This window comes from Mesotoga infera, assembly GCF_900157305.1.
Lineage (GTDB): Bacteria > Thermotogota > Thermotogae > Petrotogales > Kosmotogaceae > Mesotoga > Mesotoga infera.
The window spans coordinates 2,054,886-2,079,192 of sequence record NZ_LS974202.1 but is presented as its reverse complement, the minus strand read 5'-3'; the positions used below and the strand labels follow the sequence as shown (position 1 = coordinate 2,079,192).

At 47.7% G+C, this 24,307-nt stretch carries 28 protein-coding genes; 10 read left to right on the top strand and 18 right to left on the bottom strand.

Annotated elements, in window-relative coordinates:
- The first annotated feature begins 124 nt into the window (after positions 1–124).
- From groES to MESINF_RS09400, 8 genes are all read left to right on the top strand, one after another.
- Entirely contained in the window at positions 125–394 is a 270-nt protein-coding gene (groES, locus tag MESINF_RS09435; protein ID WP_169699588.1) for a co-chaperone GroES, read from the top strand.
- 13 nt (positions 395–407) lie between these two features.
- Positions 408–2,030, top strand: coding sequence for a chaperonin GroEL (gene groL / locus MESINF_RS09430; RefSeq protein WP_169699587.1), 1,623 nt, complete (start codon positions 408–410; stop codon positions 2,028–2,030).
- 76 nt (positions 2,031–2,106) lie between these two features.
- Complete coding sequence (locus tag MESINF_RS09425) at positions 2,107–3,738, top strand: hypothetical protein (protein WP_169699586.1); 1,632 nt, start codon at positions 2,107–2,109, stop codon at positions 3,736–3,738.
- Between the two features lie 23 nt (positions 3,739–3,761).
- On the top strand, positions 3,762–4,859 hold the full coding sequence (locus MESINF_RS09420) for an AAA family ATPase (RefSeq protein ID WP_169699585.1): 1,098 nt from the start codon (positions 3,762–3,764) through the stop codon (positions 4,857–4,859).
- The gene (locus MESINF_RS09415; protein WP_231936707.1) at positions 4,843–6,042 is read left to right on the top strand and encodes a vWA domain-containing protein; all 1,200 of its coding nucleotides are present in this window, start codon (positions 4,843–4,845) and stop codon (positions 6,040–6,042) included. Before MESINF_RS09420 ends, MESINF_RS09415 begins: the two co-directional genes overlap by 17 nt.
- Positions 6,039–6,914 (top strand): DUF4895 domain-containing protein, encoded by an 876-nt coding sequence (locus MESINF_RS09410; protein ID WP_169699584.1) that lies wholly within the window; start codon positions 6,039–6,041, stop codon positions 6,912–6,914. Before MESINF_RS09415 ends, MESINF_RS09410 begins: the two co-directional genes overlap by 4 nt.
- A gap of 1 nt (position 6,915) precedes the next feature.
- Entirely contained in the window at positions 6,916–7,413 is a 498-nt protein-coding gene (locus tag MESINF_RS09405) for a hypothetical protein (protein WP_169699583.1), read from the top strand.
- Between the two features lies 1 nt (position 7,414).
- A complete protein-coding gene (locus MESINF_RS09400) occupies positions 7,415–8,023 on the top strand; it encodes a metal-dependent hydrolase (RefSeq protein ID WP_231936706.1) in 609 nt (202 codons plus the stop codon).
- Positions 8,024–8,042: 19 nt separating this feature from the next.
- Here MESINF_RS09400 and infB read toward each other — a convergent pair whose 3' ends face one another.
- From infB to MESINF_RS09365, 7 genes are all read right to left on the bottom strand, one after another.
- Positions 8,043–10,127, bottom strand: coding sequence for a translation initiation factor IF-2 (gene infB / locus MESINF_RS09395; RefSeq protein WP_169699581.1), 2,085 nt, complete (start codon positions 10,125–10,127; stop codon positions 8,043–8,045).
- Between the two features lie 4 nt (positions 10,128–10,131).
- A complete protein-coding gene (locus tag MESINF_RS09390; protein WP_169699580.1) occupies positions 10,132–10,458 on the bottom strand; it encodes a L7Ae/L30e/S12e/Gadd45 family ribosomal protein in 327 nt (108 codons plus the stop codon).
- Between the two features lie 13 nt (positions 10,459–10,471).
- Positions 10,472–11,098, bottom strand: coding sequence for an MBL fold metallo-hydrolase (locus MESINF_RS09385; protein ID WP_169699578.1), 627 nt, complete (start codon positions 11,096–11,098; stop codon positions 10,472–10,474).
- 69 nt (positions 11,099–11,167) lie between these two features.
- On the bottom strand, positions 11,168–11,704 hold the full coding sequence (yfcE, locus tag MESINF_RS09380) for a phosphodiesterase (RefSeq protein ID WP_169699577.1): 537 nt from the start codon (positions 11,702–11,704) through the stop codon (positions 11,168–11,170).
- A complete protein-coding gene (locus MESINF_RS09375; protein ID WP_231936705.1) occupies positions 11,686–12,261 on the bottom strand; it encodes a thiamine diphosphokinase in 576 nt (191 codons plus the stop codon). The genes yfcE and MESINF_RS09375 overlap by 19 nt, the downstream gene beginning before the upstream one ends.
- A gap of 68 nt (positions 12,262–12,329) precedes the next feature.
- Complete coding sequence (locus MESINF_RS09370) at positions 12,330–13,445, bottom strand: RNA polymerase factor sigma-54 (protein ID WP_231936704.1); 1,116 nt, start codon at positions 13,443–13,445, stop codon at positions 12,330–12,332.
- A 64-nt stretch (positions 13,446–13,509) separates the two neighbouring features.
- Positions 13,510–15,024 carry an NAD(P)H-hydrate dehydratase gene (locus MESINF_RS09365; protein ID WP_169699573.1) on the bottom strand — a complete coding sequence of 505 codons (1,515 nt, stop codon included), beginning with the start codon at positions 15,022–15,024 and terminating at the stop codon, positions 13,510–13,512.
- Positions 15,025–15,096: 72 nt separating this feature from the next.
- On the opposite strand from MESINF_RS09365, the gene MESINF_RS09360 reads away from it, so the two are divergent.
- Entirely contained in the window at positions 15,097–15,801 is a 705-nt protein-coding gene (locus tag MESINF_RS09360) for a hypothetical protein (protein WP_169699572.1), read from the top strand.
- Here MESINF_RS09360 and MESINF_RS09355 read toward each other — a convergent pair.
- Positions 15,792–16,133: a hypothetical protein gene (locus tag MESINF_RS09355; protein ID WP_169699571.1), complete on the bottom strand. Its 342-nt coding sequence runs from the start codon at positions 16,131–16,133 to the stop codon at positions 15,792–15,794. The two genes, MESINF_RS09360 and MESINF_RS09355, sit on opposite strands and share 10 nt — an antisense overlap.
- A gap of 99 nt (positions 16,134–16,232) precedes the next feature.
- On the opposite strand from MESINF_RS09355, the gene MESINF_RS09350 reads away from it, so the two are divergent.
- Positions 16,233–16,640: a methylglyoxal synthase gene (locus MESINF_RS09350; RefSeq protein WP_169699570.1), complete on the top strand. Its 408-nt coding sequence runs from the start codon at positions 16,233–16,235 to the stop codon at positions 16,638–16,640.
- Here MESINF_RS09350 and MESINF_RS09345 read toward each other — a convergent pair.
- The 10 genes from MESINF_RS09345 to MESINF_RS09300 all read right to left on the bottom strand — a co-directional run bounded on the left by MESINF_RS09345 (position 16,557) and on the right by MESINF_RS09300 (position 24,205).
- Entirely contained in the window at positions 16,557–17,795 is a 1,239-nt protein-coding gene (locus MESINF_RS09345; RefSeq protein WP_169699569.1) for a DNA polymerase Y family protein, read from the bottom strand. The genes MESINF_RS09350 and MESINF_RS09345 overlap by 84 nt on opposite strands.
- 1 nt (position 17,796) lies before the next feature.
- Complete coding sequence (locus MESINF_RS09340) at positions 17,797–18,036, bottom strand: hypothetical protein (RefSeq protein ID WP_169699568.1); 240 nt, start codon at positions 18,034–18,036, stop codon at positions 17,797–17,799.
- Positions 18,037–18,106: 70 nt separating this feature from the next.
- Positions 18,107–18,475, bottom strand: a complete 369-nt coding sequence (locus MESINF_RS09335) for a SprT-like domain-containing protein (protein WP_231936703.1) — start codon at positions 18,473–18,475, stop codon at positions 18,107–18,109.
- 52 nt (positions 18,476–18,527) lie between these two features.
- The gene (locus MESINF_RS09330; RefSeq protein ID WP_169699566.1) at positions 18,528–18,953 is read right to left on the bottom strand and encodes a biotin/lipoyl-containing protein; all 426 of its coding nucleotides are present in this window, start codon (positions 18,951–18,953) and stop codon (positions 18,528–18,530) included.
- Complete coding sequence (locus MESINF_RS09325) at positions 18,950–19,300, bottom strand: OadG family protein (RefSeq protein ID WP_169699565.1); 351 nt, start codon at positions 19,298–19,300, stop codon at positions 18,950–18,952. The genes MESINF_RS09330 and MESINF_RS09325 overlap by 4 nt, the downstream gene beginning before the upstream one ends.
- Positions 19,301–19,310: 10 nt before the next feature.
- Positions 19,311–20,849 carry an acyl-CoA carboxylase subunit beta gene (locus MESINF_RS09320; protein ID WP_169699564.1) on the bottom strand — a complete coding sequence of 513 codons (1,539 nt, stop codon included), beginning with the start codon at positions 20,847–20,849 and terminating at the stop codon, positions 19,311–19,313.
- 12 nt (positions 20,850–20,861) lie between these two features.
- The gene (gene mce / locus MESINF_RS09315) at positions 20,862–21,269 is read right to left on the bottom strand and encodes a methylmalonyl-CoA epimerase (protein ID WP_169699563.1); all 408 of its coding nucleotides are present in this window, start codon (positions 21,267–21,269) and stop codon (positions 20,862–20,864) included.
- Complete coding sequence (gene meaB / locus MESINF_RS09310; RefSeq protein WP_169699562.1) at positions 21,259–22,128, bottom strand: methylmalonyl Co-A mutase-associated GTPase MeaB; 870 nt, start codon at positions 22,126–22,128, stop codon at positions 21,259–21,261. Before meaB ends, mce begins: the two co-directional genes overlap by 11 nt.
- On the bottom strand, positions 22,125–22,520 hold the full coding sequence (locus MESINF_RS09305; protein ID WP_169699561.1) for a cobalamin B12-binding domain-containing protein: 396 nt from the start codon (positions 22,518–22,520) through the stop codon (positions 22,125–22,127). The genes meaB and MESINF_RS09305 overlap by 4 nt, the downstream gene beginning before the upstream one ends.
- Positions 22,521–22,534: 14 nt before the next feature.
- Positions 22,535–24,205: an acyl-CoA mutase large subunit family protein gene (locus tag MESINF_RS09300; protein ID WP_169699560.1), complete on the bottom strand. Its 1,671-nt coding sequence runs from the start codon at positions 24,203–24,205 to the stop codon at positions 22,535–22,537.
- Between the last annotated feature and the right edge of the window lie 102 nt (positions 24,206–24,307).

Sequence of the window (24,307 nt, the reverse complement as noted above, 5' to 3'; positions counted from 1 at the left end):
AATCTTCTCTGGTCAACATCATTTAACAAAAAAGGTGCTTGAAGAAATTGTGATGTTGTTTTATCATTAATTAGCAAACTCATATATCGAGTGCTAAATATACAGATTGGAAGGAGGCTTTTAGATGAAAGTAGTTCCCCTTGGTTCAAGATTGTTAATCAAGCCTTATGAGGAAGAGAAGAGAACATCTGGCGGTATCGTTCTTCCAGATGCGGCAAAAGAGAAACAGATGACCGCAAAGGTTATAGCGGTCGGAGAAAAGGTCGAGGATATCGACGTGAAAGAAAACGACAAGGTGCTTTATTCCAAGTATTCCGGAACGGAGATCAAGATCGATGATGAAGACTATATAATCATCGATCAGGACGATATCCTGGCAAAGATCGAAGGGTGAAGGAGGAAGCGGTATGGCTAAGATACTAAAATACAGTGAAGATGCTCGCCGGGCTCTTGAAAGAGGAGTAGACGCAGTAGCCGAGGCGGTAAAGATAACTATCGGTCCTAAGGGTAGAAATGTGGTTCTCGAAAAGAGCTGGGGTTCTCCCACGATAACCAACGATGGAGTCTCCATCGCGAAAGAAATCGAGCTCGAAGATAAGTTCGAAAATCTCGGTGCTCAGCTAGTCAAAGAAGTGGCTTCCAAGACCAACGATATAGCCGGTGACGGTACCACGACAGCAACGGTTTTGGCTCAGGCAATGATAAAGGAAGGTCTTAAGAACGTTACAGCTGGCGCCAACCCGATTCTTCTCAAAAAAGGTATCCAGAAGGCAACTGAAAAAGCGGTGGCATATATCAGATCCCTTTCCAAGAAGATCTCCTCCAGGGAGGACATTGCTTCGGTCGCGGCAATCTCGGCCAACGACACGGAGATAGGCGAACTTATTGCCGAAGCCATGGACAAGGTCGGACAGGATGGAGTCATAACGGTCGAGGATTCCAAAACGCTGGAAACTTACGTCGAATTCGTAGAAGGCATGCAGTTCGACAGAGGCTATATCTCTCCCTACTTCGTTTCCGACCCCGAGAAGATGGAAGCCATCATCAAGGAACCTCTCATTCTTATAACCGATAAGAAACTCTCTGCGGTCAAGCCGATAGTACCGATGCTGGAAAAAGTTGCACAGGCCGGAAAGCCTCTGGTAATAATTGCCGAAGACATAGAAGGCGAAGCGCTCTCTACTCTCGTTCTCAACAAACTGAGAGGAACTCTTGACTCCGTTGCAGTGAAGGCTCCCGGTTTCGGAGACAGGAGAAAGGCAATGTTGCAGGATATAGCGACGCTCACTGGCGGTACAGTGATCAGCGAGGAAGTCGGTTTAACTCTTGAAAACGCTACCATCAATGACCTCGGAAGCGCCGGCATGGTAAAGGTTAAGAAGGACGACACTATAATCGTTGACGGTAAGGGCGATGCCGATAAGATAAAGCAGAGAATCGGACAGATAAAGGCTCAGATCGAGCAAACTACTTCCGAATACGAAAAGGAAACCCTTCAAGAGAGGCTCGCAAAACTCTCTGGTGGAGTTGCAGTTATAAAGGTCGGAGCGGCCACAGAGACCGAATTGAAAGAGAAGAAGCACAGAATCGAAGATGCTCTCTCCGCAACCAGGGCAGCCGTTGAAGAAGGAATCGTTGCCGGAGGAGGTGTCGTTCTGGCAAGGGCCAAGAAGGGACTCCAGGAGCTTCTCGACAGCACGGATAACCCGGATATCAAAGTCGGCATCAAAGTAGTCCTCAAAGCTCTCGACACACCGATGAAACAAATAGTGGAAAACGCCGGACTCGACGGTGCGGTAGTCGTGGACAAGATTCTCAACAACGATGACCCGGCATTCGGTTACGACGCTCTCAACGACGTTTATACAGATATGTTCAAGGTCGGTATAATCGATCCCGCAAAGGTTACCAGAAGCGCACTTCAGAACGCAGCTTCGATCGCCGGTATCCTTCTGACCACGGAAGCCGCGTTGACGGAAAAGCCTGAAGAAAAGCCTCAGGCACCGGTGCCACAGATGCCGGAGTACTGATAGGAGAAAATAGAAAAGCGATATTCACAAAAAAGGGAGGGCATTGCCCTCCCTTTTTTTATGGCAGAATATAGTCATGAGAGATTTCTTTATCATAGTTAAATGGAGAAGTAAAGAAGCCGCCAGGCTGGTCACCCGCCAGGGAAGGAAAACTATACTCATCTCCTCCCTGGCAATTATCTTTTTGATTATGTTCAGTGTTCCGCTCATCTTCTATATGCGGGAGTACTTTATTCCCAACTTTTCTAGGATTGCCGGGCTGTCCGATCAGTTGAGGGAATTGACCGGCATAGATTTGAAAATGATCGTCATAACTTTTTTCTCCGCGATCATCTTCTCGATTCTTCTTGGTAGCGATCTACCCGTCGTTATTTCGAATCTTTTCTTTTCCGACAGGGTAAAACTACTCATACAGATGCCCGTCAAAAAATCGACCATAGCCAAAGTGCAGCTTTCCGAAGTCCTTACCACCGGCGGGTTACCGATTTTGCTATTTGTGCCAGTCTTTTTGGCGACCCTGAGTGGACTGGGAGTTTCCGGGTTTAGATTCTGGCTGGCATTGGTTTTGCTCATCATTTTCGTTGTAGATATCCTGTGTATTACAAGTGTGATATCTTTCGCGGTAGTCTTTCTCTCCAGGGGAAGGTTCCTCAAAGTCCTCTCCTCGATAATGACTATGGTAACGCTTTTCGCATTTATTTTTACGCTGCGTTTCATGGACTTCTCGGCCATAGATCTCGCCAGACCCGACCATGTGGCAGAGCAGTTCGGCACACTTCAGGGAGTTATTACGGCCCCTTATTTGCCCTGGACACCCTTTGTTAATTCAATTTTGGGGAAGACCGACGACGTGGTTCTGTTCCTACTTTATTCTCTTGCGATAATCATGATCCTTGAATTTCTCGAAATCTTTTTATATCCCGGAGTTATTCAAAAGCTTACGACTCGACCAACAGGTTCTATAAAAAACTTTAGAAAAGAGGGACGTGGTCGATCGCATTCTTTCTCCGGCATCTTGAAAAAGGATTTTCTCCTTCTGATTAGAGAGCCAAAGCTCACTTTCGCCTTTCTTTATCCCTCACTTTTCGTACCTGTTGTCGTCATGGCCAACCCCACACTTTTGAGAAGTTTCGGAATACTTCAATTATTGGGATTGATCGTCTTCCTGTTTAGCAACTATTCCACCGTCACTTCAACGGCACTTTTCGCCTTCGAAAGACAGTTGGGCGATAATGGTCTTCTCTTCCCTGTAAAAAGGTTAGGTACTGTTATTTCGAAGGCTTCGATAGTCACATTTCTTTACTCGCTCATCGTATTCCTGGTTGGGCTTTATGTGGTATCGAAGGCCTCGGTTTACAGGGACTTCATGTTCACTTTTCTCCTCTTCATGCTCCCCACGATATTTTCGCTGTCACTGTTGGGCGGTTATCTTGAAAAAAGCTTCGGGACCAGAGATACGGGCAACGTTTTCAAGGCTCTTACACTTGCCGGCGCTTTGATATCGTTCGTTCTCTCTACCCTTTTGCCTGTCTTCACGACGCTTCCCCTGGCAATGTACACTACCGGTAGCATAGCCGCGTTTCTGGGTTTTTTGAACTTGCCGGCAGCCAACCCTTGGAACTGGATCTTCGGAATGGCAATCCCTTTTCTTTTGTGGGCTGGCATCATCTGGGCATCGTTAAAATCGCTGTGCTATAATTTTGTCTGAATGAGGTTTTTGGAGGGATATTGTTGAAAGCTCAAGACGTTAAGTATCTTAGCAGGAAGATCATGGAAGCCGGAGAAATACCGCTCCTTTGGGGTCATTTCGGAGTCGGCAAGACCGACCTAGCCAGAGAAATAGCCGAAGAAACCGGTAGGAGACTGGTGATACTTGTAATCTCCCAAATGGAACCGGGAGATCTAATAGGGATGCCTTCCAGAGACGGTGAACGGACACTGTTTTTGAGACCGGACTGGTGGCCGACCGATGGAAACGTGATACTTATGATCGACGAGGTAAACAGGGCCCACAGATCAATAAGGAACGCCATAATGCAGCTTCTCATAGACAAGCGAATACATAACCATTTTCTTCCAGAGGGTAGCTGGATCATCGCGGCTGCCAACCCGCCAGACGAGGAGTATGACCAGGTTGAACTCATAACCGATCCTGCCTTCATGTCTAGATTCTTTCATATAGAGCTGACTCCCGATCCCGAAGAATGGCTGAAATGGTCAAAACAACAGAACGTTCCCGATTGTGTCACCAGATTCATCGGAGAGTATCCCGAGTTCCTTTCCAGGGACACGATTGTCTCGATGAGACTGGAACTCAGACCAAGTCCGAGAAGCTGGTACAAACTTGGAAGGGTCTTCGGTATACTCCAGGTCGATGAGATAGAGAAGTACGGCTACGTGTTAGCCGCTGGGATCGTCGGACCGGAAGCCGCAAGAACTTTCATGAGCAAGATTCAGGGGAACCAGCTCCTTCCATCTCCCAGAACCCTGCTCGTGGAACTGGACGATATTATTTTGAAGAGAATTTCCCAGAGTGACATATCCGGAATCAGCGCCTCAGTCATGAGAATAACCAGACATCTTTCGGAACTCGATGAAATGCAGGTTCAGGAGTACTTCCAGATGGTTCCGAAGATTGCGGGAAATCTTCTCGAAATAGGAAGAGTGATCCCTAGAGACTCTTTCTTCTCGATAATCAGGCATCTGGTACACCAGATAGAAGGAGAAAAAGGTCTGAAGCGTGCCCTCTTCGAAAACCTGCTCGAAGAGCTCGCGATGGATCACGATGTCATGAAATTCCTACAGGGGAGCCATGAGAGTGAAAAATGAAGAACTGATGGAGCGCGCAGTTTTTGAACTGGGCAAGGATAGCCCATTCTACAATTTCCTGCTCCTTTTCGTTGATAGAATACCTTCCTCGGCCACAAGAACCGTCAGGTTGCGCGTGACATCCAGGGGGAGATTTCAGCTTCTCTACAATCCAGACGTTTTGGGCAACAAACCTATGGTCTTTACAAAGGCACTGTTGAAACACGAATGTCTTCACATAGTGAATGGACATATTCTGATTCCCGTGAACAAATCCAGAGAGAAAGTCGTCTGGGATCTCTCTATGGACGCTGCGGTGAATCAGTATATACCTGAGCTGGACGCCTTCAGTCTTCCTTTGGATTCTCTGCTCTCAGAGGGGTGTGGCACCGACAACGAGAGGTTCTTCGTCGGTCCACCCATGGCTTACCCGGGTGAGACGGCCGAGTTCTACCATTCGTGGGCGCTGGACTTTATGGGGAAAAAAAGATCCATCGACCTTGAACTTCTCGAGAGCAGTCTCTCCAGGGTGGATTCTCATGAAGACTTTGGCAGCTTCGAACTGCCTAAAGAATTCATCGAAGATCTTTTGAAGCAGGTCATCTCAGAGACGCTTGAAAAGGCGAGGACCGGGATGCCAGAAGGTCTGGAAGAGGTCATGAAACTGGTGCTCGACAATCCCGTGCTCGACTGGAGGAACATGATACGAAGGTTTTTCGGTTCATCTACCTACGTGGGCAGATACAGAACTCCCATGAGACCGAACAGACGTTACGACGATCAACCGGGCTGGAAAAGCGATTACGCGGCCAAGCTGGTTGTAGTTGTCGATACCAGCGGTAGTGTCATAGAAGATGAATTCAACGCTTTCTTCGGCGAAATAGATGCGGTAGCTCGAATCACCGATTCTAGAATCTGGCTGGTACAGGTCGATGAGACCGTCCAGAGTGTGATGAAATATAGCAAAGGTATGTGGAGAGACCTCAAACTAGTTGGCCGGGGAGAGACCGATCTTCAACCGGCCATAGATTACTCACAGGAAAACCTGAGACCGGAAGGTTTGATTATCTTCACCGACGGTTACACTGATCTCCCATCGGTCACCAGGAGGGTACTATTCGTACTTTCAAAGAGCCACAACCCAGATTTCGTTTCGGAGGCCAGATCTATTTACGGCAAATCATCGGTGGTGTTCCTTAGTTGATTTACTACGCAGGACCGCAGAGTTATAGAAACAGACTTGAGAGAGTTTACAACAGCATCAGCGGAAGGTTCATGGAGATCGGAAGCCTTGTTGACAAGCATTCCGACAAGCTCGACAATGCCTTTGGACATTTCATGACTCTGGTAGTTCAACCGTCGAGGAGAGATTTCCCGGTTTTATCGATTTTTGTAGATAGCGAGGGCAGGGGCTTCTGCGGACTTTCAAATTCCTCTCCCTTCGAAACCGCCAGTGCCCTCTACAGATTTGGAAAGGAAGAGGCCGAAGAGTTGAGGGAAGCTTTCATGGATTTCTTTGGTGATACAGAATTGACCTTCCAGAGAGCGATTTTTCAGACTCCCTTAAAGCTCTACTTCCTTTCGTACTATGGAAATGAGAGACTTCTGAAGAGGGAGATCCTGAAAGACTCTCTGAGGGGAAAGGAGTATTTCCGGCTTCCGGAGGTTGTTGATGGAGAACTTATAGATATCTGCATAAAGAACTACAGGAAATGGCTGGAATTTCCCTCCGGAGAGGTCTTCATCTTTCCGGTTCAGAACGTTTTAAAGATCGCTTTCGGCCTTCCAAAATCCGAAAGAAACGTCGATAAATCCGTGGTCATGGAGCTTTCGAGGCTTTTTAGATCCGAGGTTACTAAAAAATACAGCGTTCTCAGGAGTGCCAGTGTAACTCCGGATATGCGAATAGATCGACCTGTCGCAACGGTTTTCGAGATCGATCTGGTGAAGGCGAGGGAGATCCTGCCAGCTTTGCCGCATCTGTACGAGTTTTATTGCGGCTGTGTTGAAAGAACCCTTACAAGTATGATAGATCAGATCGAAAACGAATTTCCCCTTAAGAAATGTGGAGATTGAGATGGCCAGACAAACATTGAAGATGTTTTACCCGATATCCATAAAAAACATAAGACAGCTCAAGGCTGGAGATCTTATACAGTACAGCGGTCGGGTGCTTCTTGCCAACGAAGATACGATAGATAAATATAGAATGTACGAAAAACTCGAAGGAACGCCACTGTTGAACCTTTCCAGAGAGATACTCTTCTTCTGTAAACCTACTGAAAACGGTTTGAGACAAGAACCAGCAGATATAGGCCCCGACGATCTCGAATACCTTTTTATGTCCGGCGTTACGGCGACGGCTGGTCTGGATATAAGCGATAAAGAGATGTGCGAAATCTACAGGCGTTTTTCAAGGGTAAACTTTTCGTTGTGTAACAGAAAGTTTCTCTTGCCAGTCGATACCAATCGAGAGATTCCAGAAGAAATCGAATGTGGTCTCAGCGTATCCCTCAAGGATGTTCTCTTTTTCGTCGATGTCTCCAGCAGCGGTGAGAAGTTCGGGGAGGTCTGAGATGCCCGATTTCAAAACACATATTACGTGGGGACTCTTTTCCTATCCTATATATATGCTCGCTGCAATGTTGATCATAGAGATTTCCAAACTTCCAATGATCGTCGATAGCCGAATAATCGGGACAGGTTATCTTCTCTACATTCTGGGGAGCGATCTGCCGGATATCGATTCGAAACAGGCACTTATTAAACGTACTCTGGAGGTCATGATAGCCGGAGTAGTTTCATCGATTATATATTCTTCGCTTATATCGCCTAAGCTTCAACCCGTTCTTCTTTCATGGATCTACTCTCTTCCTGTCGCAGTGACTATTTCTTTTTCTATGGCGATAATTTGCGGAATCGTGACTTCGAAGATACTTGATTTACTGAGCCACAGGGGCTTCTTTCACACCTTCTGGGCCGGACTTCTCTACGGCGCTGTTGTTCTGGCTCTTCTGCTCCCCAGGTCGGGAGTTTCTACCGGCAACTTTTCTTATACGGAGATAGGTTTCCTCTCGTTGGCAGGGACTACCGGATACTATCTGCACCTTCTGCTGGACAGGATCGAGACTTCAAAGAAGAAAAGGAAAAGAGCCCTCTCCGTACAGGAAAAGGGCCCTCATTAAGTTCAAAATTCAAGACACACTATTCGTTGAAATCAATGGTTCTCCTAACGCTCTTTTTGGTGTGGAACTCCAGCTGATCTCCTTCTTCGAATTCGTCGAACCCGACGGCTTTTATTCCACACTCTTTGGGAGCATCCACCCTGCTAGCATCGTCTTTGTAATGTTTTAGAAACTCTATATCTACATCGGCAATTTCTTCGTTGTTTCTATAAACGCGCATCTTCCCCTTTTTAAGGACGTGTCCCTCGATCAATTGAACACCGGCGATCGTACCGACCTTGCTTATTTTAAAGATCTTTTTCACATGTCCCCGACCGGTCACTTCTTCAACCTCTTCAGGTTCCAGCAAACCTTCTAGCGCTTTCTTCAGATCATCGATAAGGTTGAATATGATATCGTAAACCTTTATTTGAACGCCTTCCACATCGGCCTGATGACGGGCTTGAGCGTCGGGTTTGACCTTGAACCCCATTATTACAGCATCGGAAGCCGACGCAAGCATAACATCGCTAGAATTAATCGAACCTATTCCCGAATGCACCACTTCTATCCGCACATCGGTGTTTTCCAATTTCGACATGGCCTGTTTTAAAGCCTCAACGGCGCCAAAAGAATCGGCCTTGAGTATGAGTTTTAGATCCTTCTTCTCATTCGACTCGCCGGTCATAGAAAGGAACTCCTCCAGTCGAACGTGGCGTCTGTTAGTTACCGACTTCTCCTTCTGCAGTTGTCCCTTGCTGTACTGAGAAAGAGCCCTGGATGTATCGAGATCGTCCACAACATAGACGATACTGTGAACATCCGGTACTTCATCGAAACCGATGATCTGTACGGGATCGGAAGGATGTGCCTCTTTAATCCGCTTGCCGTTTTCGTTTATCAGCGCCTTCACCCTTCCGGCCGAACTACCGGCGACTACGTAGTCTCCTACCTTTAGAACTCCATCTTTGACGACCAGCGTAGCCAGAGGACCCATGGCTTTGTCAAGTTTTGAGTCGATGATTATTCCACGCGCGTGACCCTGAGGTATGCACTTTATATCGGCCACCTCGGAGACCAGCAGAATCATCTCGAGAACGTCTTCGACACCTTTTCCGGTTTTGGCAGATACGGGAACAGTGACGGTGTCACCGCCCCAGTCTTCCGGAACTAGGCCAAGTTTCGAAGCCAGTTGTTGCTTCGTGAGATCTATGTTTGCGTTGGGCTTGTCTATTTTATTAATGGCGACGATTATTGGAACGTTGGCGGTCTTCGCGTGATTGTAGGCTTCGATAGTCTGAGGCATGACGCCATCGTCCGCTGCCACTACCAGTACCACTATGTCCGTGGCCTGGGCGCCTCGCGCCCTCATCTCAGTAAAGGCCTCGTGACCGGGTGTATCGATGAAGGTTATCTTCTTTCCCCTGATTTCTACCTGGTACGCACCTATAGACTGTGTTATACCCCCGATCTCGCCTTCTGCGACCTTTGCCTTCCTTATCCTGTCGAGCAATGTTGTCTTTCCATGGTCAACATGACCCATAACAGTTACCACAGGAGGTCTCTGAACAAGCCTTGTTCCTTCCCTGTAGGCGTTCTGGTAAGATTCTACTAGCCTCTCAAAGGGATTAATTTCATCTTCCTGAATGAGCTCTATTTCCCATCCGTACTGAGATGCAATGTTTCTCGTGTCTTCCATGGAAAGTATCTGCCCCGGTCTCAGGATTATCCCTTTCATGAATTGGTCTTTGATTATCTTCGAAATCGGGATATTCATTTTCTTGGCCAGTATGTCGAGTTTGAATTCATTGCTTTTTAGTTTTATCGTTCTGGCCTCCTGCTGGATAGGAGCCTTTTTTTCCTGGGGCGTCTCCTCCTTGGAAACGAGCTTCTTCTCAAGTTTTTTAACTTCCTTTTCCTGAACCTTACTCTTGGCCTTTTCGTTCTTTCTCACCGTTTCTTTTTTCTCTTCTTCATAGAGGCCCACTATGATATTCACAGTTTCATCGTCGAGAACCGACATATGGTTCTTAACAGTAACACCGAGCTCTTCCAGCTCATCCAGCAGTTCTCTTGCCGATATATTTAATCTTTTAGCAAGCTCATACACTCTGGCCTTTGGCATAAGCTCAGTCACCTCCCGCCTGCGTCATCATCTTTGAAATCTCCTCTGCTAAGCCACCGTCGGATATCGCTACCGCCGATATGTTGTTCTTTCCGATGGCTTTTCCCAGAGCGATACGGTCGTGTTCTTTGAGGAGGACGCACCTGGCACCGTGGCTTTTGCATCTTGAAATCCAGCCTTCTTTTATAGAAGCGCTGGTGTCGCTCGCCAGAAAAAGTATTTTGTTTTTAACCGGCTGCCTCAAGTAACTTCTCAATTGATCCTTGCCAAACACAACCTTGTTTGCCTTTCTACCGATTCCCAGGAGAGACATCAACTTCTTTTCGTCCATGCTTCACCTTCGATCAGCTGTAACTTAGAACAACGATCTTTGTACCAACGGAACTCTTGGTTTCCAGCCTGAGTTCCTTCAAGCTTTCGAAAGGTTCACCGGCGATGAATGGATCCACAGAACCCAGTTCGAACCTCAGGGCTTTCGTTTTGTAATGCATGGGAACCACGAACGAGGGCCCGATCCTCCTTGTTATCTCTCTTGCGACGGCCGCATCGATCGTATAGACACCACCAACCGGAATCAGTAAAACATCCGGCCCCTCGAGCCTGCTCGAAAGCTCCTCGGTGAGTCTGTGACCGAGATCACCACAGTGAACTATCCTGAAGCCGTCGGGAGTGATTATCTCAAATACGATGTTAGGCCCACGCTTTTTCCCGCCGAATTCATCGTGAAAGGTGGGATAACCCTCGATAGAGAATCCATGGGCCTGTGTTTTACCGGTTCTGTTAATCAGAACGTACTCGCCTGCATATCTGTCGTGAGAATTGTGATCGTGGTGCTGATGGGATTCAACTATTATGGACGGCTTTACCGCCGGCAGCGGATAACCGACCCCCTCATCGAAGGGATCTATCAGTAGAGTCCTCTCTCTGGAAACCACAGAAAAACATGAATGTCCATGCCATTTCAACAACATAATACCTCACCCAGATACTTATTATATCATGGCTTCTGTAACATGTTTTTCCAAAGCTGTATGGGTGAGTCAGAAAGTTTCGCCTGCCGATTTGACACCGGTAAGGTTGAAAATTGAGATCTCTCTTTTTTTGAAGTCGATTGTACCGAAAGAACCAGTAGATTCGTCCTTTGGAAGTGAAGGACTTCCCGGATTTAGCAAAAACAAGAAGCCTTTCCTCATCAGTCCACGCAAATGCGTGTGGCCGCTGATCACCAGTCCCCTTTCGAAGGGAGGATTCTCATTTCTGTGCCCATGGAATAGGTAAATCTCGAGCCCGTTTATGTGCACAACTCTCGAGTCCGGCAGTCTGTCTTTGCCGATCAAGGTCAGATCTATTTCACTATCACAATTCCCTTTGACTCCCACGAGTCTATACCCCATATCTTTGAAGAGCGTTGAAAGAGAAATGGGGTCGTAATCGGCGGGAATGGAGTTGCGTGGACCGTGGTAGAGATAATCTCCGCAGTGGAGGATCATTTCGAAAGGACCGAAGCAATCTATGAGCGTTTTTGTTCTTTCAAAAGCCCCGTGTGTATCGGATAGTATCAGAACTCTTTCAACCATCTGAAATAAAGAAGTGCACCTCCTCTGCACATTACTTTCACCAGAGATCCCGTGGCCACATTTGAAACCCCGAGAGGTCTGGTGTAATCAAGAGTTTGCCCCTCCAGAGGATACTTGAACCCTTCCAGAGTCACAACCGGAAGGCCACTGCCAAAAGGTAAAAAAGACCAGGTTTCGCCCTCGATAGCTTCCATGATAGTGCGGGAATCACTCCTTATGAGACCGGCCTGGAAGTTCTCCTCGGTTATGAGGAGTTTCATGTTAGCATCGGCGCCGTAGATAGAGAAGAGCGTCGCCAGGAAGTGGTCCTCGCGCCTTCCCGATGCGCCGAAGATATCAACTTCGAGCGCGCCCCTTTCGTAAAGGATCTTTATGGCCAGCGTCGTGTCAGTATCATCCTTCTCCGGCGGAAAGATCAGAATCTGGGTACCACTTTTCCTGCACCATTCGAGAGTTGCGGGAGATATCGAATCCATATCTCCCACCAGTATCTCCGGCGGTCTTTCGAGTTCGCGGAGTTTTTCGGCGCCAGAATCGGCGGCAACTATCACATCCATCTTCGAAATCCTCCTCGAGTAATAGTCATTCGAGGAAGGGTACTGACCGCCCAAAAAGAGCCCGGCCTTCAAGACTGGCTATCCTTTCCGAGACCTAAAAGGTTACGGTACTTGTTGACAGTGCGCCTGGCGATCGATATTCCCCTGTTGTTTAACTCACTCACCAGCCGTGAATCTGATATCTCTTCGTTATTTTTTACGATCTCCGCTATGATCTCCAGAGCTTGTTCCTTTTCCTGGAGGTTTCCAAAGAAATACCTCAAAGGAAAAGTGCCTACGGGAGTCTGAATGAATTTACCCTTCACGGCTCGGCTTACGGTTGACACCACAACGCCGAGTTTATCAGCAATTTCGTTCATCTTTAGAGGTCTTATCTTATCTCCCCGGTTGAGGAGAAAGACAGCATTTCTCATGACTATTTCGTTTCCTATGGCCAGAAGCGTCGTCTTTCTCCTCTCTAGAGCGCTGATAAAGAACTGGGCCTCTTCTAGTTTGTTTTCCAGATAATCTCTGGCGTCCTTCTGGCCGTTTTCAAGGATCTCTCTGTAAGAGTCCTCGATATTGAGAATCAACGAACAGTCTCTGACGGTTACCATGAATTTCTCGTCGAAGAATTCGATGTAAAGATCTGGTTCGACGTAACGAACAAAAGCTCCATCGCTGTAGCCCGAGGAAGGGAAAAAACCACTGTCCATAAGGTCGTCAAGTTCTTCCCTGTTCCTGGCAAAGACACCATCGAAGCCGCTCTCCCTGAGCGCCTCTATAATCGAGTCGAGTTCCTCCAGACTACATGCAACCTCCTTCGCTATCGCTTCGAGATCCCTGCTGAGTAGACCGTGGTCGTCCATGTTATCCAGAAGCGTTTCGAAAAGACTGTACTGTCTATCATCGAGAATGTAGTAAGCGAAATCCTTGAGTATCTCTCTGAAAGTAGGTTGTTGTGGCTCTAACCTGTCGAAGTCCCAGCCTTCCCTATCCGAACTCTCTTCTCTCATGTAAACCGAGTACTGTATCGGCTGAGAGTAGAGATCTCCATCTTCGGCGTTCTCTTCATCTTCGTTTCTTTTTTCTTTATCCTCACCGTCTTCGATGAGGTCGTAATCGTCTCTCTTGATCTCGAGTAGAGGATTGGCCTGCACTATCTCCTCTAGCTCCGCGTTTATTTCTTGAGAGTTCAGCTGCAATAACCTCAGAGCCTGCTGAGATCTTAAGGATAAGCCTTGTCTCTGTTCGAGCTTCTGAGATACTTCATGTCCCAATTCCATGTTTCTCTCCCCTTGCTCCTTCAACCAGACAGGAAAATACCCGGGAGTATTCTTTCCCGATACTGGAAGCGGTATTCGACGCGTCAGATTCATCGCTCAATTCCGCCGCTTTCCCCATGAAATACATTCCAAGAATTCCGGCTCTTTCGAGATCTCCGGTCTGAGCCGCAAAACTTCCGATCGTACCGCTCAAAAGATCGCCGCTGCCGCCTTTCGCGAGGCCTGTCGTACCGGTGATGTTTATGCTCAACTTTCCATAAGGGTTGCATAAAACGGAACTCGAACCCTTCAAGATAACTCTACAATGGAAGTTCTCGCAGAAATCCATCAGAGATTTTAGATCGGTCTCACCGCACAGGCGTCTGAACTCGCCGGGGTGTGGGGTCAGGAGGATATCCTCCGTGCGCGACAGTACGGTCAAATCTTTAGAGAGAGCGTACAGGCCATCGGCATCCAGAACCATGCTGCTTTTCGAGAAGACCTTCAGCAACTCCAGAACGGTTTCCGCCGTTTCTTCATTTCTTCCTATTCCCGGACCTATAACGATAGAATCTGCCTTCTTCGCGATTTCGACTATCGTGTCCAGATCGTCGCGGAATATGTGCGGCCCCTTGCCAACGATTGCAATTACCTCGGGAAGGTTGCTCCGTATCACAGCAGCCGCTTCTGGGGGAGTGTAGGTGTAGGTCAGGCCGCAGCCGGACCTCAGTGCACCGAGCGCGCTCAGAAAGGGTGCTCCAGTGTAGATTTCGCTTCCGCCAACGATCAACACCGCTCCATATGTACCCTTATGGCTGTCGGCGTGACGTTCCGGGAGGAGTTCCAGAACCAGTTCCTCATCTATGACCGACGAATCGAGTTGTCTATCCAGAATCTCTCTGGAGAAACCCTCGCTTCTCACAACCACCTCGCCGCAGTAATCACGCCCGGGGTAGAGGTAATGACCTACCTTCCCGGCCCCGAAAGTCACAGTTTTATCGGCCCTGAAAGCAATTCCTCTAACGCTTCCATCGAAACCGGAAACTCCAGAGGGGATGTCAACTGCCAATTTCACGGATTTCAGTCCGTTTATGTACTCTACAAGCTCGGCGACTCTACCCTGCAACTCTCCATGAAAACCCGTACCGAATATGGAGTCTATTACCATATCGGCGCGTGAAAGGAGGCTTTCGACCGTACTCTCTTCGCAAGCATGTATCCCTCCTCCAAAAGAGACAAAGAGTGAAGCGTTGAAGATCGCGTCCGGCGTGGAAGGGTGATAGCACTCGATTACAGATACAGTCTTTCCGGCGTTCAACAGCAACCTCCCTATCGCGTAACCGTCCCCACCGTTGTTACCTCCACCGCAAAGTATCGCAATCTCTTTGACCGTGGGGTATTTCAGAACTTCCTCAAGTACGCTCCTCGAAGCATTTTCCATTAGAAGTACAGAGGGGATCCCTCTTTCGATGATCAGTTCGTCTATTCTTCTCATCTGCACCGGAAAGGCAACTTTCAAAGTATCACCTCATTATGATCTTATCATTTTTACTCTCGATTGGCATGTTATAATGTGCCGAGGTGAAAGCGATTGAAGCGAATTCTGGTTTTTCTCTTTGTAATAATTTCTCTGTACGCTTTTTCGACTGAAGAATACAACGATCTGACACTTTTCATAAGAGAGATAGTTGAAAGCGGTGACATAGACGCACGCGTTAAGATGGAGTTTCACATCATCGATTCCGACGGCGACGGCTCGAGTTATCGCGACATTCTCGTCGGTGCCCGCTTCATGCTCAGTGGAGGCGAAGATCTGTACATTGAGTTTCTCGAGCCCGAAGAACTGAGCGAAATAGCTTTCGTATATCTTATGAGAGAAGAAGTGATCTTCAGTATCGTCGATGGGGTTCCATGGAAGCAGTACCGCTGGAGTTATGAAACGGGATTGATAGAAAACCTGCTGGGACAGTTTTTCAGAGGTCTCATGGAACAATCAAATTTCAGCTGGGAAGTCGAAACCCATTCTGATAGAAGCGTTTATAAAATACTCCCCTCGGAATCAAGAATGAGGATGCTCGGCCTCCTCGGCGGTGGCGGGTATCTCCCCAACCTCATGCACATATATCTTTCACTGAAAAGAAGGGAGGGTTATTTTCCGAACCTCGAGTTCTTGAAAATAACCGACAGACTGGAGAAGGAGTACCTGTATATCGAATTTTTAGACCTGCAGATGAAGGTCGACAAGCAGTTGTTTTCCGATCTTAGAAAGAGCTTCTACGAAACTTTTCAGAAGTAGTCTCTTCCGAGTTTGTTGACCACTCTGGGTATCTCTATACCCAGATCTCTGTCGAAAAAGCCGGTAGTAACGACGAAATCTTCAAGGTCTATGTGGTGGCCCCTTTTAGAAATTCTCAGTGCGCCTTTCATGAGGAGGGCACTTCCGGCGTATATTTCCGTGACCACCCTTCCGGTGCTCTTCTTCGAGAAACGAACCTCGAATGTATCCAGAATCTCCCCGGCTTTTGAGAATCTCTTTACCCCTAGATTGAAAAAACCGCCGTACTCTGTAGAGACAGGATCGGACGTGGCTATGCCGTAAAGGATGACTTCGTTAAATGATAAAGACAAAGGTCACCTCAATTCAACAATTCGATAACTCGATCTGCCTCCCGGTCGCTAAAGATCGCATTGTGGTATCATCTTTTCAGGAAATCAAAGGAGGTAAATATGAGCAAGATTCCAAGAGTTGCCCTCATAGCACACGATAAAAAGAAAATCGATCTCATAATGTTCGTCAGAGAACATCTGGACGTTTTCAAAAACTGCCGGCTCTACGCTACCAGTACAACCGGAAACCTTCTGAAAGAGAAAGTCAAACTAGAGTTGACTTCCTTCAAATCCGGTCCACTCGGTGGAGACCTTCAGATCGGTTCTTTGATTGCCAACGACGAGGTAGACTTCGTAATCTTTCTCAGAGACCCTCTCACGGCACAGCCCCACGAACCGGATGTTACCGCCCTGCTCAGAGTCTGCGATGTTCACAACAAACCCTTAGCAACTAACCTGGCGACGGCAGAAGCCCTGGTAATGGAGATCGGAAGGTTTCTCGACTCTTCTGATTCCGGGAAGGAATAGTATATTGCCGGGAAAGATCGAATACTCTCCAAACTTTTTTTCGATCTCCAGCGCCGTTTCCAGCGGGTTTCTCTTCGCTTCGAAGAGTGAGAGTTGCTCTCCGTTCTTCTTTTCGGTGAGGTTCCAGCAGGTAATGCCGACGGCCCTGATGGCCTCACCCTTCCAGATGGATTCGATCATCCACGGCAGGATTTCGGTCATATCCTTTATGGAGGAGATCGTGGAACCGAGTCTTTTCGAAAGTCTGCGCAACTTTCCGTCGGAGTACTTCAGATGAACAGTGAGTCCCGCACTTTCCATAGAACATCTCCCAAGTCTGTAAACAACTCTGGCGGCCAGGAAGTTGGCTACCCTCATCACCAGTTCCCGATCGGTGATATCCACAGAAAGAGTCATGGAATGGCTTATGGATTTGGGTGGTTCCTCTCTGAAAAAAATCTCCCGAGAAAAACTATTTTTTGAGAGACTCTGAATTAGTCCCAAGAAGCTGTTCCCGAAAGCGGTGTAGAGTTTTATGGGATTTCTTTCGAACTCCTCGAGAACTTCTCCGACCGTTTTGTAACCCATCGATTCCAGTTTGATCAGTGTATGCTTCCCGATGCCCGGGACGTCGCCAAGAGGTATCTGCTTCAGAAAAGTCCTTTCTAGACCTTTCTTCACGACTACAAAACCGTTCGGCTTCAAATAATCGCTCGCGATTTTGGAAAGCACTGGATTGACAGTAACCCCCACAGAGGCCGTTATCCCGAAACTCTCTTTCAAATCGTGTTTGAACTTTATGAAACTCTCCAGAGCCTCCTCGAGCCTTGTGTAGAAACCTAGGTCGACGTAAGCCTCATCTATACTTGTCACCATTATTCTCGGGGAAACGCTGGTGAGCATTTTCATGATTTCTCTGGAAACATATTCGTACTTCCTTGATTGCACCTTGACTGCCATCAAATCGGGACAGAGCTTAACGGCCTGAAAGAAGGGCATTCCTGATCTCACACCGAATCTTTTAGCTTCGTAACTGGCCGAAGTAACTACCGAATGGCGTTTACCGATTCCGGTGACGGCGATAGGGCGTCCTTTCAAGCAGGGGTTGGCCGCTTGCTCTACACTCGCGAAGAAAGCGTCCATATCTATGTGAGCAATGTATTCTATGCCCGTCATTTTAACAGTTCTCCAATGGACGACAGTACCATTTTTTCAGTGTTTCGTGGAACTCCAGACTGTAGGCTCCCAGGTTGGTGAGGACCGAGAAGTGGTGTATTCTCTCTCTGCCCGCAGATTCTATCCAGTTCGAAGTAATGGTCTTTATAAAAATTTTTATACCATCATAACTGAACCTTATAGGTATGAAATATTCTTCATTGTAATATACAAGTGCTTTGGATAGCCTCTTTTGAGTCATATTCCTATCACCGTTATAATTATTTATACCAAATGGTATAAATAATTATAGCAGATGATTTCCGGAAAAATCAACTATTTTCCGATCCTCTGGAAGATTCGACTTTTGCGGGTACTCTTATATCGAAGCCCAGTTCACTGGAGAGTTTTTTGAAGTCTTGCGAAGAATGCGAGAAGTCTCTTCCATTTATCATGAGATAATAATGCGAGAGCTCGTGAAGTATTGTGCCTTTGAGAAGCTCTTCGTTCGCGTAAATCGAGGAGGCTATTTCTATTCTCAACGGCTTGTAACGACCGGCAGCCTTCAGATAAACAAGCCTGCCGAGAACTCTTTTTAGTCTCGAATTGAACGAAAAAGGTATATCGGGAAAGACCCCGAAAACCTTTAATGAAAGAATTCTTGACAGAGTTACCAGTTCCCTGTCATCTGGAAACTTCATATCGATCATAACGGAAAGACTTTTCGGATCATAAAGGCGGAAGAATCCGCCTTTATGATCCGAGAACTATCATAGTCTCTCCGGCATCTATATTGTCGCCCTTACGGATCTTAACCTGTCGGACCGTTCCCGAACTCTCCGCCAGAATGCTGTTTTCCATCTTCATGGCTTCCAGTATCACCAGTTTCTGACCGATGCTAACGCTATCGCCAACGGAGACGAAAACCTCGAGGATCGTTCCAGACATCGGAGAGACAACATTAATTCCTCCGGTACCACCCGATTGGGAAGACCTCTCTCCGGCCTGCGGTTCGGACCTTTTAACTTCTTCGACCTTTTTCACAGGTTCCGTTTTCCCGGCAGCTACAGGCACCTCCGGAGTTTCACTCACCGTCTGCTGGACCTGTGTTTGCGAAGACAACTCTTCGACTTCTACGTCGTATTCTTTTCCATTAACCCTAACCCTGAACCTTCTCAATTCTTGCTCCTCCTTAGTCTCCAGTAAACCACAGGGTCCCGTCTTTTCCAGGCCGATGGCAGAGCTATCGGGACCGGTTTCAATGATTTTATCTGAAAGTTTTCATGTCCGATGATTTCCAGTATAGCCGCACTTATAGCGGCAACGGCTTCGGCATCCTGCGAAGACCTCTCTTCTATTCTTCCATAATCTGCCGCTGGAGAAGGTGAAACGACTCTGGGCATGATCTTCTTTTTATCGTCCCTGGATAAAAGTTTACCCAATATGTTGAATATGAAATAGAGAATCGCAAGTGTAAAGAAGACAACCGCGATACCTATGATTGTTATCTGAAGATACTGATCCATCGCTCACCTCTTAAAGGGGTATATTTCCGTGTTTTTTAGCCGGTCTCCCCTCGGTCTTGGTTTCTAGTATATCTAGAGCCCTGCATATCTCTGCCCTGCTTCTCGCCGGGTCTATGATGGACTCTATGTATCCTCTGGAAGCAGCAACATAGGGATTGGCGAAGAGTTCTTTGTACTCGTTTATCTTCTCTTCCCGGGTCTTCTCGGGCTCAGAAGAACTTTCGATTTCCTTTCTGAATATGATGTTCGCCGCCCCTTCGGGCCCCATGACGGCTATCTCGGCGCCTGGCCAGGCGAAAACCATGTCTGCTCCCAGGTGCTGACTACCCATGGCAATGTAGGCACCGCCGTAAGCCTTTCTAAGGATGAGTGTCACTTTGGGTACGGAGGCCTCGCTGTAGGAGTAAAGCAGCTTGGCACCGTGCCTTATTATTCCTCCATGCTCCTGAGAAACGCCCGGGAGGAAGCCCGGCGTATCGACAAGGGTGATTATAGGAAGATTGAAGGCATCCAGAAACCTTATGAACCTCGCCGCCTTATCGGAGGCGTTTATATCGAGCGAACCGGCGAAGACGGCCGGCTGGTTGGCGACTATTCCCAGGGCCCTCCCACCGATTCTCGCAAAGCCAACCACCATGTTTTTCGCATAATGCTTGTGTACTTCGATGAACTCCCCACCGTCAACCAGGAGCGATATTATATCCTTCACATCGTACGATTGCTTCGGGTTGTCGGGTATTATAGCTCTCAGTTTCTCTTCGTCAACCACTCCGGGCGAGGGCAGTCTATAGGGTTCTTCGGCGTTGTTCTGGGGAAGGAAGTCGAGTAGCTTTCTGACCAGAGACATGGCTTCTTTATCGTTATCGGCTATGAAATGTGCGTTCCCGCTTTTGCTGTTGTGGACAAGTGCACCACCGAGTTCCTCCATCGAGGTTTCCTCGCCTGTTACGGCTTTGATTACCTGGGGACCGGTTATGAACATCTGCGAGTTGTCGCGAACCATGATTATGAAATCAGTTATGGCTGGCGAGTAAACGGCCCCACCCGCGCACGGTCCACAGATAACGGTTATCTGAGGTACGACTCCTGAAGAAAGTGTATTCCTGTGAAATATTCCCCCGTAGCCAAAGAGCGAATCAACACCCTCCTGTATTCTCGCGCCACCGGAATCGTTTATCCCGACTATCGGAATTCCAAGCTTCAAGGCCATATCCTGAACCTTCATGATTTTTTTGGCATGCATCTCACCGAGAGAGCCACCCTGCACGGTAAAATCTTGAGAGAAGACCGCAACTTTTTTGCCGTTGACCGAGCAGATGCCTGTTACGACTCCATCGGTGGGAAAGTCCTTCCCCTCAAGACCGAAGGTGGTCGCTCTGTGCTTGACGAATTTATCGGTCTCTTCGAAACTACCCTCGTCACAAAGAGCTTCAATGCGTTCGCGGGCCGTCAATTTACCGGCTTTGTGCTGTTTTTCTATCCTGTCTTCCCCGCCACCGAGAGATACCTTCCTGTCAATTTCAAAGAAATTCTTCAATTTGTCATCCATTTCAACACCCCCTCAGTGGAATCCTTCAACGAGCTCTATTAAAACACCACCGGCACTTTTAGGGTGTAAAAATACCACCCTCGTACCCGAAGCCCCGGGCTGAGCCTCCTTCGTGAGCGGGACTATCTCCAACTCAACGGCCTCTTTAATGGCGGCTTCAATATCATCGACGTGAAAGGCCATATGATGTATCCCCTCACCCCTCGTCTCCAGGAATTTCGATACCTGACTGTTCTCCGCGATCGGTTCGAGCAGTTCGATTCGTGTGTCGCCAACACTCACAAATGCCACTCTTAGACCCCTTTCCGGGAGTTCTTCGATCTTCACCGGGTCGAGTTTTAGAAGATCTCTGTAAACCTTCAGTCTCTCTTCGATGGATCTAACGGCGACCCCGATATGATCTATCCTGTCAGCTCTCATCAGATAACCTCCTGTTTTCTAGAAGATAATTCATTAACTCTTCGAGTTTAGCATTTTCCGAGAAGTCTTCCATTATGATCTGGTACACGCTGTTCAAATTATTGTAAAGTGTACGCCGGCGCCTTTTCTCTTCGATCGCTCCGCTGCTATCTAGTTCTTCAAGAGCTTTTTCGATAAGGCTGTGAAGCTCTTCCACTCCCTGACCGTTGATTGAATTTGTAAGAACTATTGGAAGCTTTCTGCCGCTCATTTCAAGAATGGCTTCTGTCTTAGCTGCCAGCTGTGACGCTCCGGGCAGGTCCATTTTGTTCACGGCGAAGATATCTCCGATCTCCATTATTCCCGCCTTCATAGTTTGAACATCGTCTCCCATACCTGGAGCCAAAACCAGCAGAACTACATCGGCCAGATTCTCAATATCCGTCTCGGACTGACCGGCTCCGACCGTTTCAACGAAAATTCTGTCGAACCCGCTCCGGCCGAGGAACTCGACGGCATCGTAGATCGAAGGGCTTAGGCCTCCAACCTTACCACGGCTGGCCATAGATCTCACGAATATCTCTTCGCTCTTGGTGGAGCGCTTCATCCTTATCCTGTCTCCCAGGAAGGCTCCGCCCGTGAAGGGACTGGAAGGATCGATGGCAATTATCGCCGTTCTTTTTTCTTTAGAACTCAAGAGGGCAAGTCGATCGGTAAGGGTAGATTTCCCGGCACCGGGGCTGCCTGTGATACCCACAACGTGATAATCTCTCTCTTCCAGCGAACCGATGATCTCTCTGGCTACCGATCTGTCGTTTTCTATTCTGGTCAAAGTTCTGGAAATGGCGAGCTGATTTGCATAAGAAAGCCCTTCGCTCATTTATCTATGGCACCTTTTATCGAATCGACTATCGCCTTCAAAGGCGTTCCTGGACCGAAGACTTCGAAAATTCCCATCTTCTTGAGTTCTAGAGCGTCTTCAGCCGGTATTATGCCTCCTACAAAGACGGGTTTTTCGTCTATCCCCTTTTCTTTCATAAGATTTAGAACCTTCTCGCAGATTCTCATGTGTGCACCTGAAAGGATTGAGAGACCAATGACATCTACGTCTTCCTGGAGGGCGGCCTTCACAACTTCGTCTGCCGATTGCCTGAGGCCGGTGTATATCACTTCCATGCCAGCATCCCTGAGTGCCATCGCCACCACTTTTGCACCCCTGTCGTGTCCGTCGAGTCCCGGCTTTGCAACGAGCACCTTTAATCTTCTCATCATTTCACCTCTTTATCTCAAAGAATGACGGCTTCGGTGTATTCTCCGAAGACATCCCTGAGGGTATTCGAAATCTCTCCCAGCGTCGCATAGCATTTAACTGCGTTCAGTATGAAGGGGAAGAGGTTTTCAGAGCCCAGCGCAGCTTTCTTGAGTTCCTTCAAAGCCTCCTCGACCGCTTGCGAGTTTCGCCTTCTTTTTAGTGTGCCTAGTTTGTTTATCTGCTTCTCTTCGATGATCGGATCGATTTTGAGAATATCCTTTTTCGGATTTTCATCGGAGAGGTACTGATTTACACCCACGATTACCTGCTCTTCTCTTTCAATTTTGAGCTGGTAGTTGTAGGCGGTCTTCAGAATCTCCTTCTGTATGTAACCTTCCTGAACGGCCTTGACCATTCCCCCGAGATCGTCGATTTTCTGGAGATAATCCGATGCGAGCTTCTCAATCCTGTCTGTCAGGTTTTCAACGTAGTAAGATCCTCCTACCGGATCTACCGTGTCCGTCACCCCGGTTTCACAGGCGATTATCTGCTGTGTTCTGAGGGCTATTGTAACCGAATCCTGTGTCGGCAGACCTAGAGCCTCGTCGAAAGAGTTGGTATGAAGAGATTGTGTACCGCCCAGAACAGCAGCCATAGCCTGGAATGCCACTCTGATTATGTTGTTCATCGGTTGCTGTGCGGTTAGTGTAGAACCACCGGTTTGAGTGTGGAATCTGAGCATCATGGCTTTTTCGTCAGTAACACCGAACCTGTCTTTCATTATCTTCGCCCAGAGTCTTCTTGCAGCGCGGAATTTGGCGATCTCTTCGAGGAAGTTGTTGTGAGAGTTGAAGAAGAAAGAGAGCCTCTTTCCGAAAATGTTTGGATCCAGGCCGGCCTTTATGGCAGATTCGACGTAGGCTATACCATCCGCAAGCGTAAAGGCCACTTCTTGAACGGCATCGGCCCCAGCCTCTCTTATGTGGTACCCGCTAATGCTTATGGTGTTGAATTCCGGAAGTTTCTTCGAACAGTATTCGAATATATCGGTAATCAGTCTCATAGAAGCGTCTGGCGGAAAAATGTAGGTTCCTCTGGCGATGTATTCCTTCAATATATCGTTTTGAATCGTTCCAGTTAATTTCGAGGGATCTACGCCCTGCTTTTCTCCAACGGCTATGTACATGGCTAAAAGTATGGCCGCCGTAGAGTTTATCGTCATAGATGTACTTACCTTGTCGAGCGGTATTCCCTCGAAAAGAATCTCCATATCTTCCAACGAATCGATGGCGACTCCCACCTTACCTACCTCCCCTTCGGCCATCGGATCGTCTGAATCGTAACCGATCTGTGTGGGGAGATCGAAGGCCACCGAAAGACCGGTCTGACCTTGAGAGAGGAGATATCTGTACCTTTCGTTAGACTCTTCCGCCGTTCCGAAACCGGCGTATTGTCTCATTGTCCAGAGCCTTCCCCTATACATTGTCGGCTGTACACCTCGCGTGAACGGATACTGTCCCGGGAAGCCCAGGGCCTTATCGTAACCATCGGGTGGAAGATCTTCGGGGGTGTAGAGGATATCGATATCGCTATCGAACGATGTTTTGAATTGATTCTTTCTTTCGGGAAATTTTCTCAGCAGTGGTAAGACCTTCTTTTCCTTCCATTCTTCCTTGACCTTTCTAAGGCTTTCTGGATTGTTCATTTCTCATCCTCCATTTCGAAGTCTTTATAGATCTTTCATATTCAAGATAAATCAAATATAGCCGCGTGTCAATTGTGATCAATACCGATTATAACCGGCCAG

Excerpts from the sequence above, each read along its gene's own strand:
- groES (WP_169699588.1), top strand. The coding sequence starts at position 125 with ATGAAAGTAGTTCCCCTTGGTTCAAGATTGTTAATCAAGCCTTATGAG.
- groL (WP_169699587.1), top strand. The coding sequence starts at position 408 with ATGGCTAAGATACTAAAATACAGTGAAGATGCTCGCCGGGCTCTTGAA.
- MESINF_RS09425 (WP_169699586.1), top strand. The coding sequence starts at position 2,107 with ATGAGAGATTTCTTTATCATAGTTAAATGGAGAAGTAAAGAAGCCGCC.
- MESINF_RS09415 (WP_231936707.1), top strand. The coding sequence starts at position 4,843 with ATGAGAGTGAAAAATGAAGAACTGATGGAGCGCGCAGTTTTTGAACTG.
- MESINF_RS09405 (WP_169699583.1), top strand. The coding sequence starts at position 6,916 with ATGGCCAGACAAACATTGAAGATGTTTTACCCGATATCCATAAAAAAC.
- MESINF_RS09400 (WP_231936706.1), top strand. The coding sequence starts at position 7,415 with ATGCCCGATTTCAAAACACATATTACGTGGGGACTCTTTTCCTATCCT.
- infB (WP_169699581.1), bottom strand. The coding sequence starts at position 10,127 with ATGCCAAAGGCCAGAGTGTATGAGCTTGCTAAAAGATTAAATATATCG.
- MESINF_RS09390 (WP_169699580.1), bottom strand. The coding sequence starts at position 10,458 with ATGGACGAAAAGAAGTTGATGTCTCTCCTGGGAATCGGTAGAAAGGCA.
- MESINF_RS09385 (WP_169699578.1), bottom strand. The coding sequence starts at position 11,098 with ATGTTGTTGAAATGGCATGGACATTCATGTTTTTCTGTGGTTTCCAGA.
- yfcE (WP_169699577.1), bottom strand. The coding sequence starts at position 11,704 with ATGGTTGAAAGAGTTCTGATACTATCCGATACACACGGGGCTTTTGAA.
- MESINF_RS09375 (WP_231936705.1), bottom strand. The coding sequence starts at position 12,261 with ATGGATGTGATAGTTGCCGCCGATTCTGGCGCCGAAAAACTCCGCGAA.
- MESINF_RS09350 (WP_169699570.1), top strand. The coding sequence starts at position 16,233 with ATGAGCAAGATTCCAAGAGTTGCCCTCATAGCACACGATAAAAAGAAA.
- MESINF_RS09345 (WP_169699569.1), bottom strand. The coding sequence starts at position 17,795 with ATGACGGGCATAGAATACATTGCTCACATAGATATGGACGCTTTCTTC.
- MESINF_RS09340 (WP_169699568.1), bottom strand. The coding sequence starts at position 18,036 with ATGACTCAAAAGAGGCTATCCAAAGCACTTGTATATTACAATGAAGAA.
- MESINF_RS09335 (WP_231936703.1), bottom strand. The coding sequence starts at position 18,475 with ATGAAGTTTCCAGATGACAGGGAACTGGTAACTCTGTCAAGAATTCTT.
- MESINF_RS09325 (WP_169699565.1), bottom strand. The coding sequence starts at position 19,300 with ATGGATCAGTATCTTCAGATAACAATCATAGGTATCGCGGTTGTCTTC.
- MESINF_RS09320 (WP_169699564.1), bottom strand. The coding sequence starts at position 20,849 with ATGGATGACAAATTGAAGAATTTCTTTGAAATTGACAGGAAGGTATCT.
- mce (WP_169699563.1), bottom strand. The coding sequence starts at position 21,269 with ATGAGAGCTGACAGGATAGATCATATCGGGGTCGCCGTTAGATCCATC.
- meaB (WP_169699562.1), bottom strand. The coding sequence starts at position 22,128 with ATGAGCGAAGGGCTTTCTTATGCAAATCAGCTCGCCATTTCCAGAACT.
- MESINF_RS09305 (WP_169699561.1), bottom strand. The coding sequence starts at position 22,520 with ATGATGAGAAGATTAAAGGTGCTCGTTGCAAAGCCGGGACTCGACGGA.
- MESINF_RS09300 (WP_169699560.1), bottom strand. The coding sequence starts at position 24,205 with ATGAACAATCCAGAAAGCCTTAGAAAGGTCAAGGAAGAATGGAAGGAA.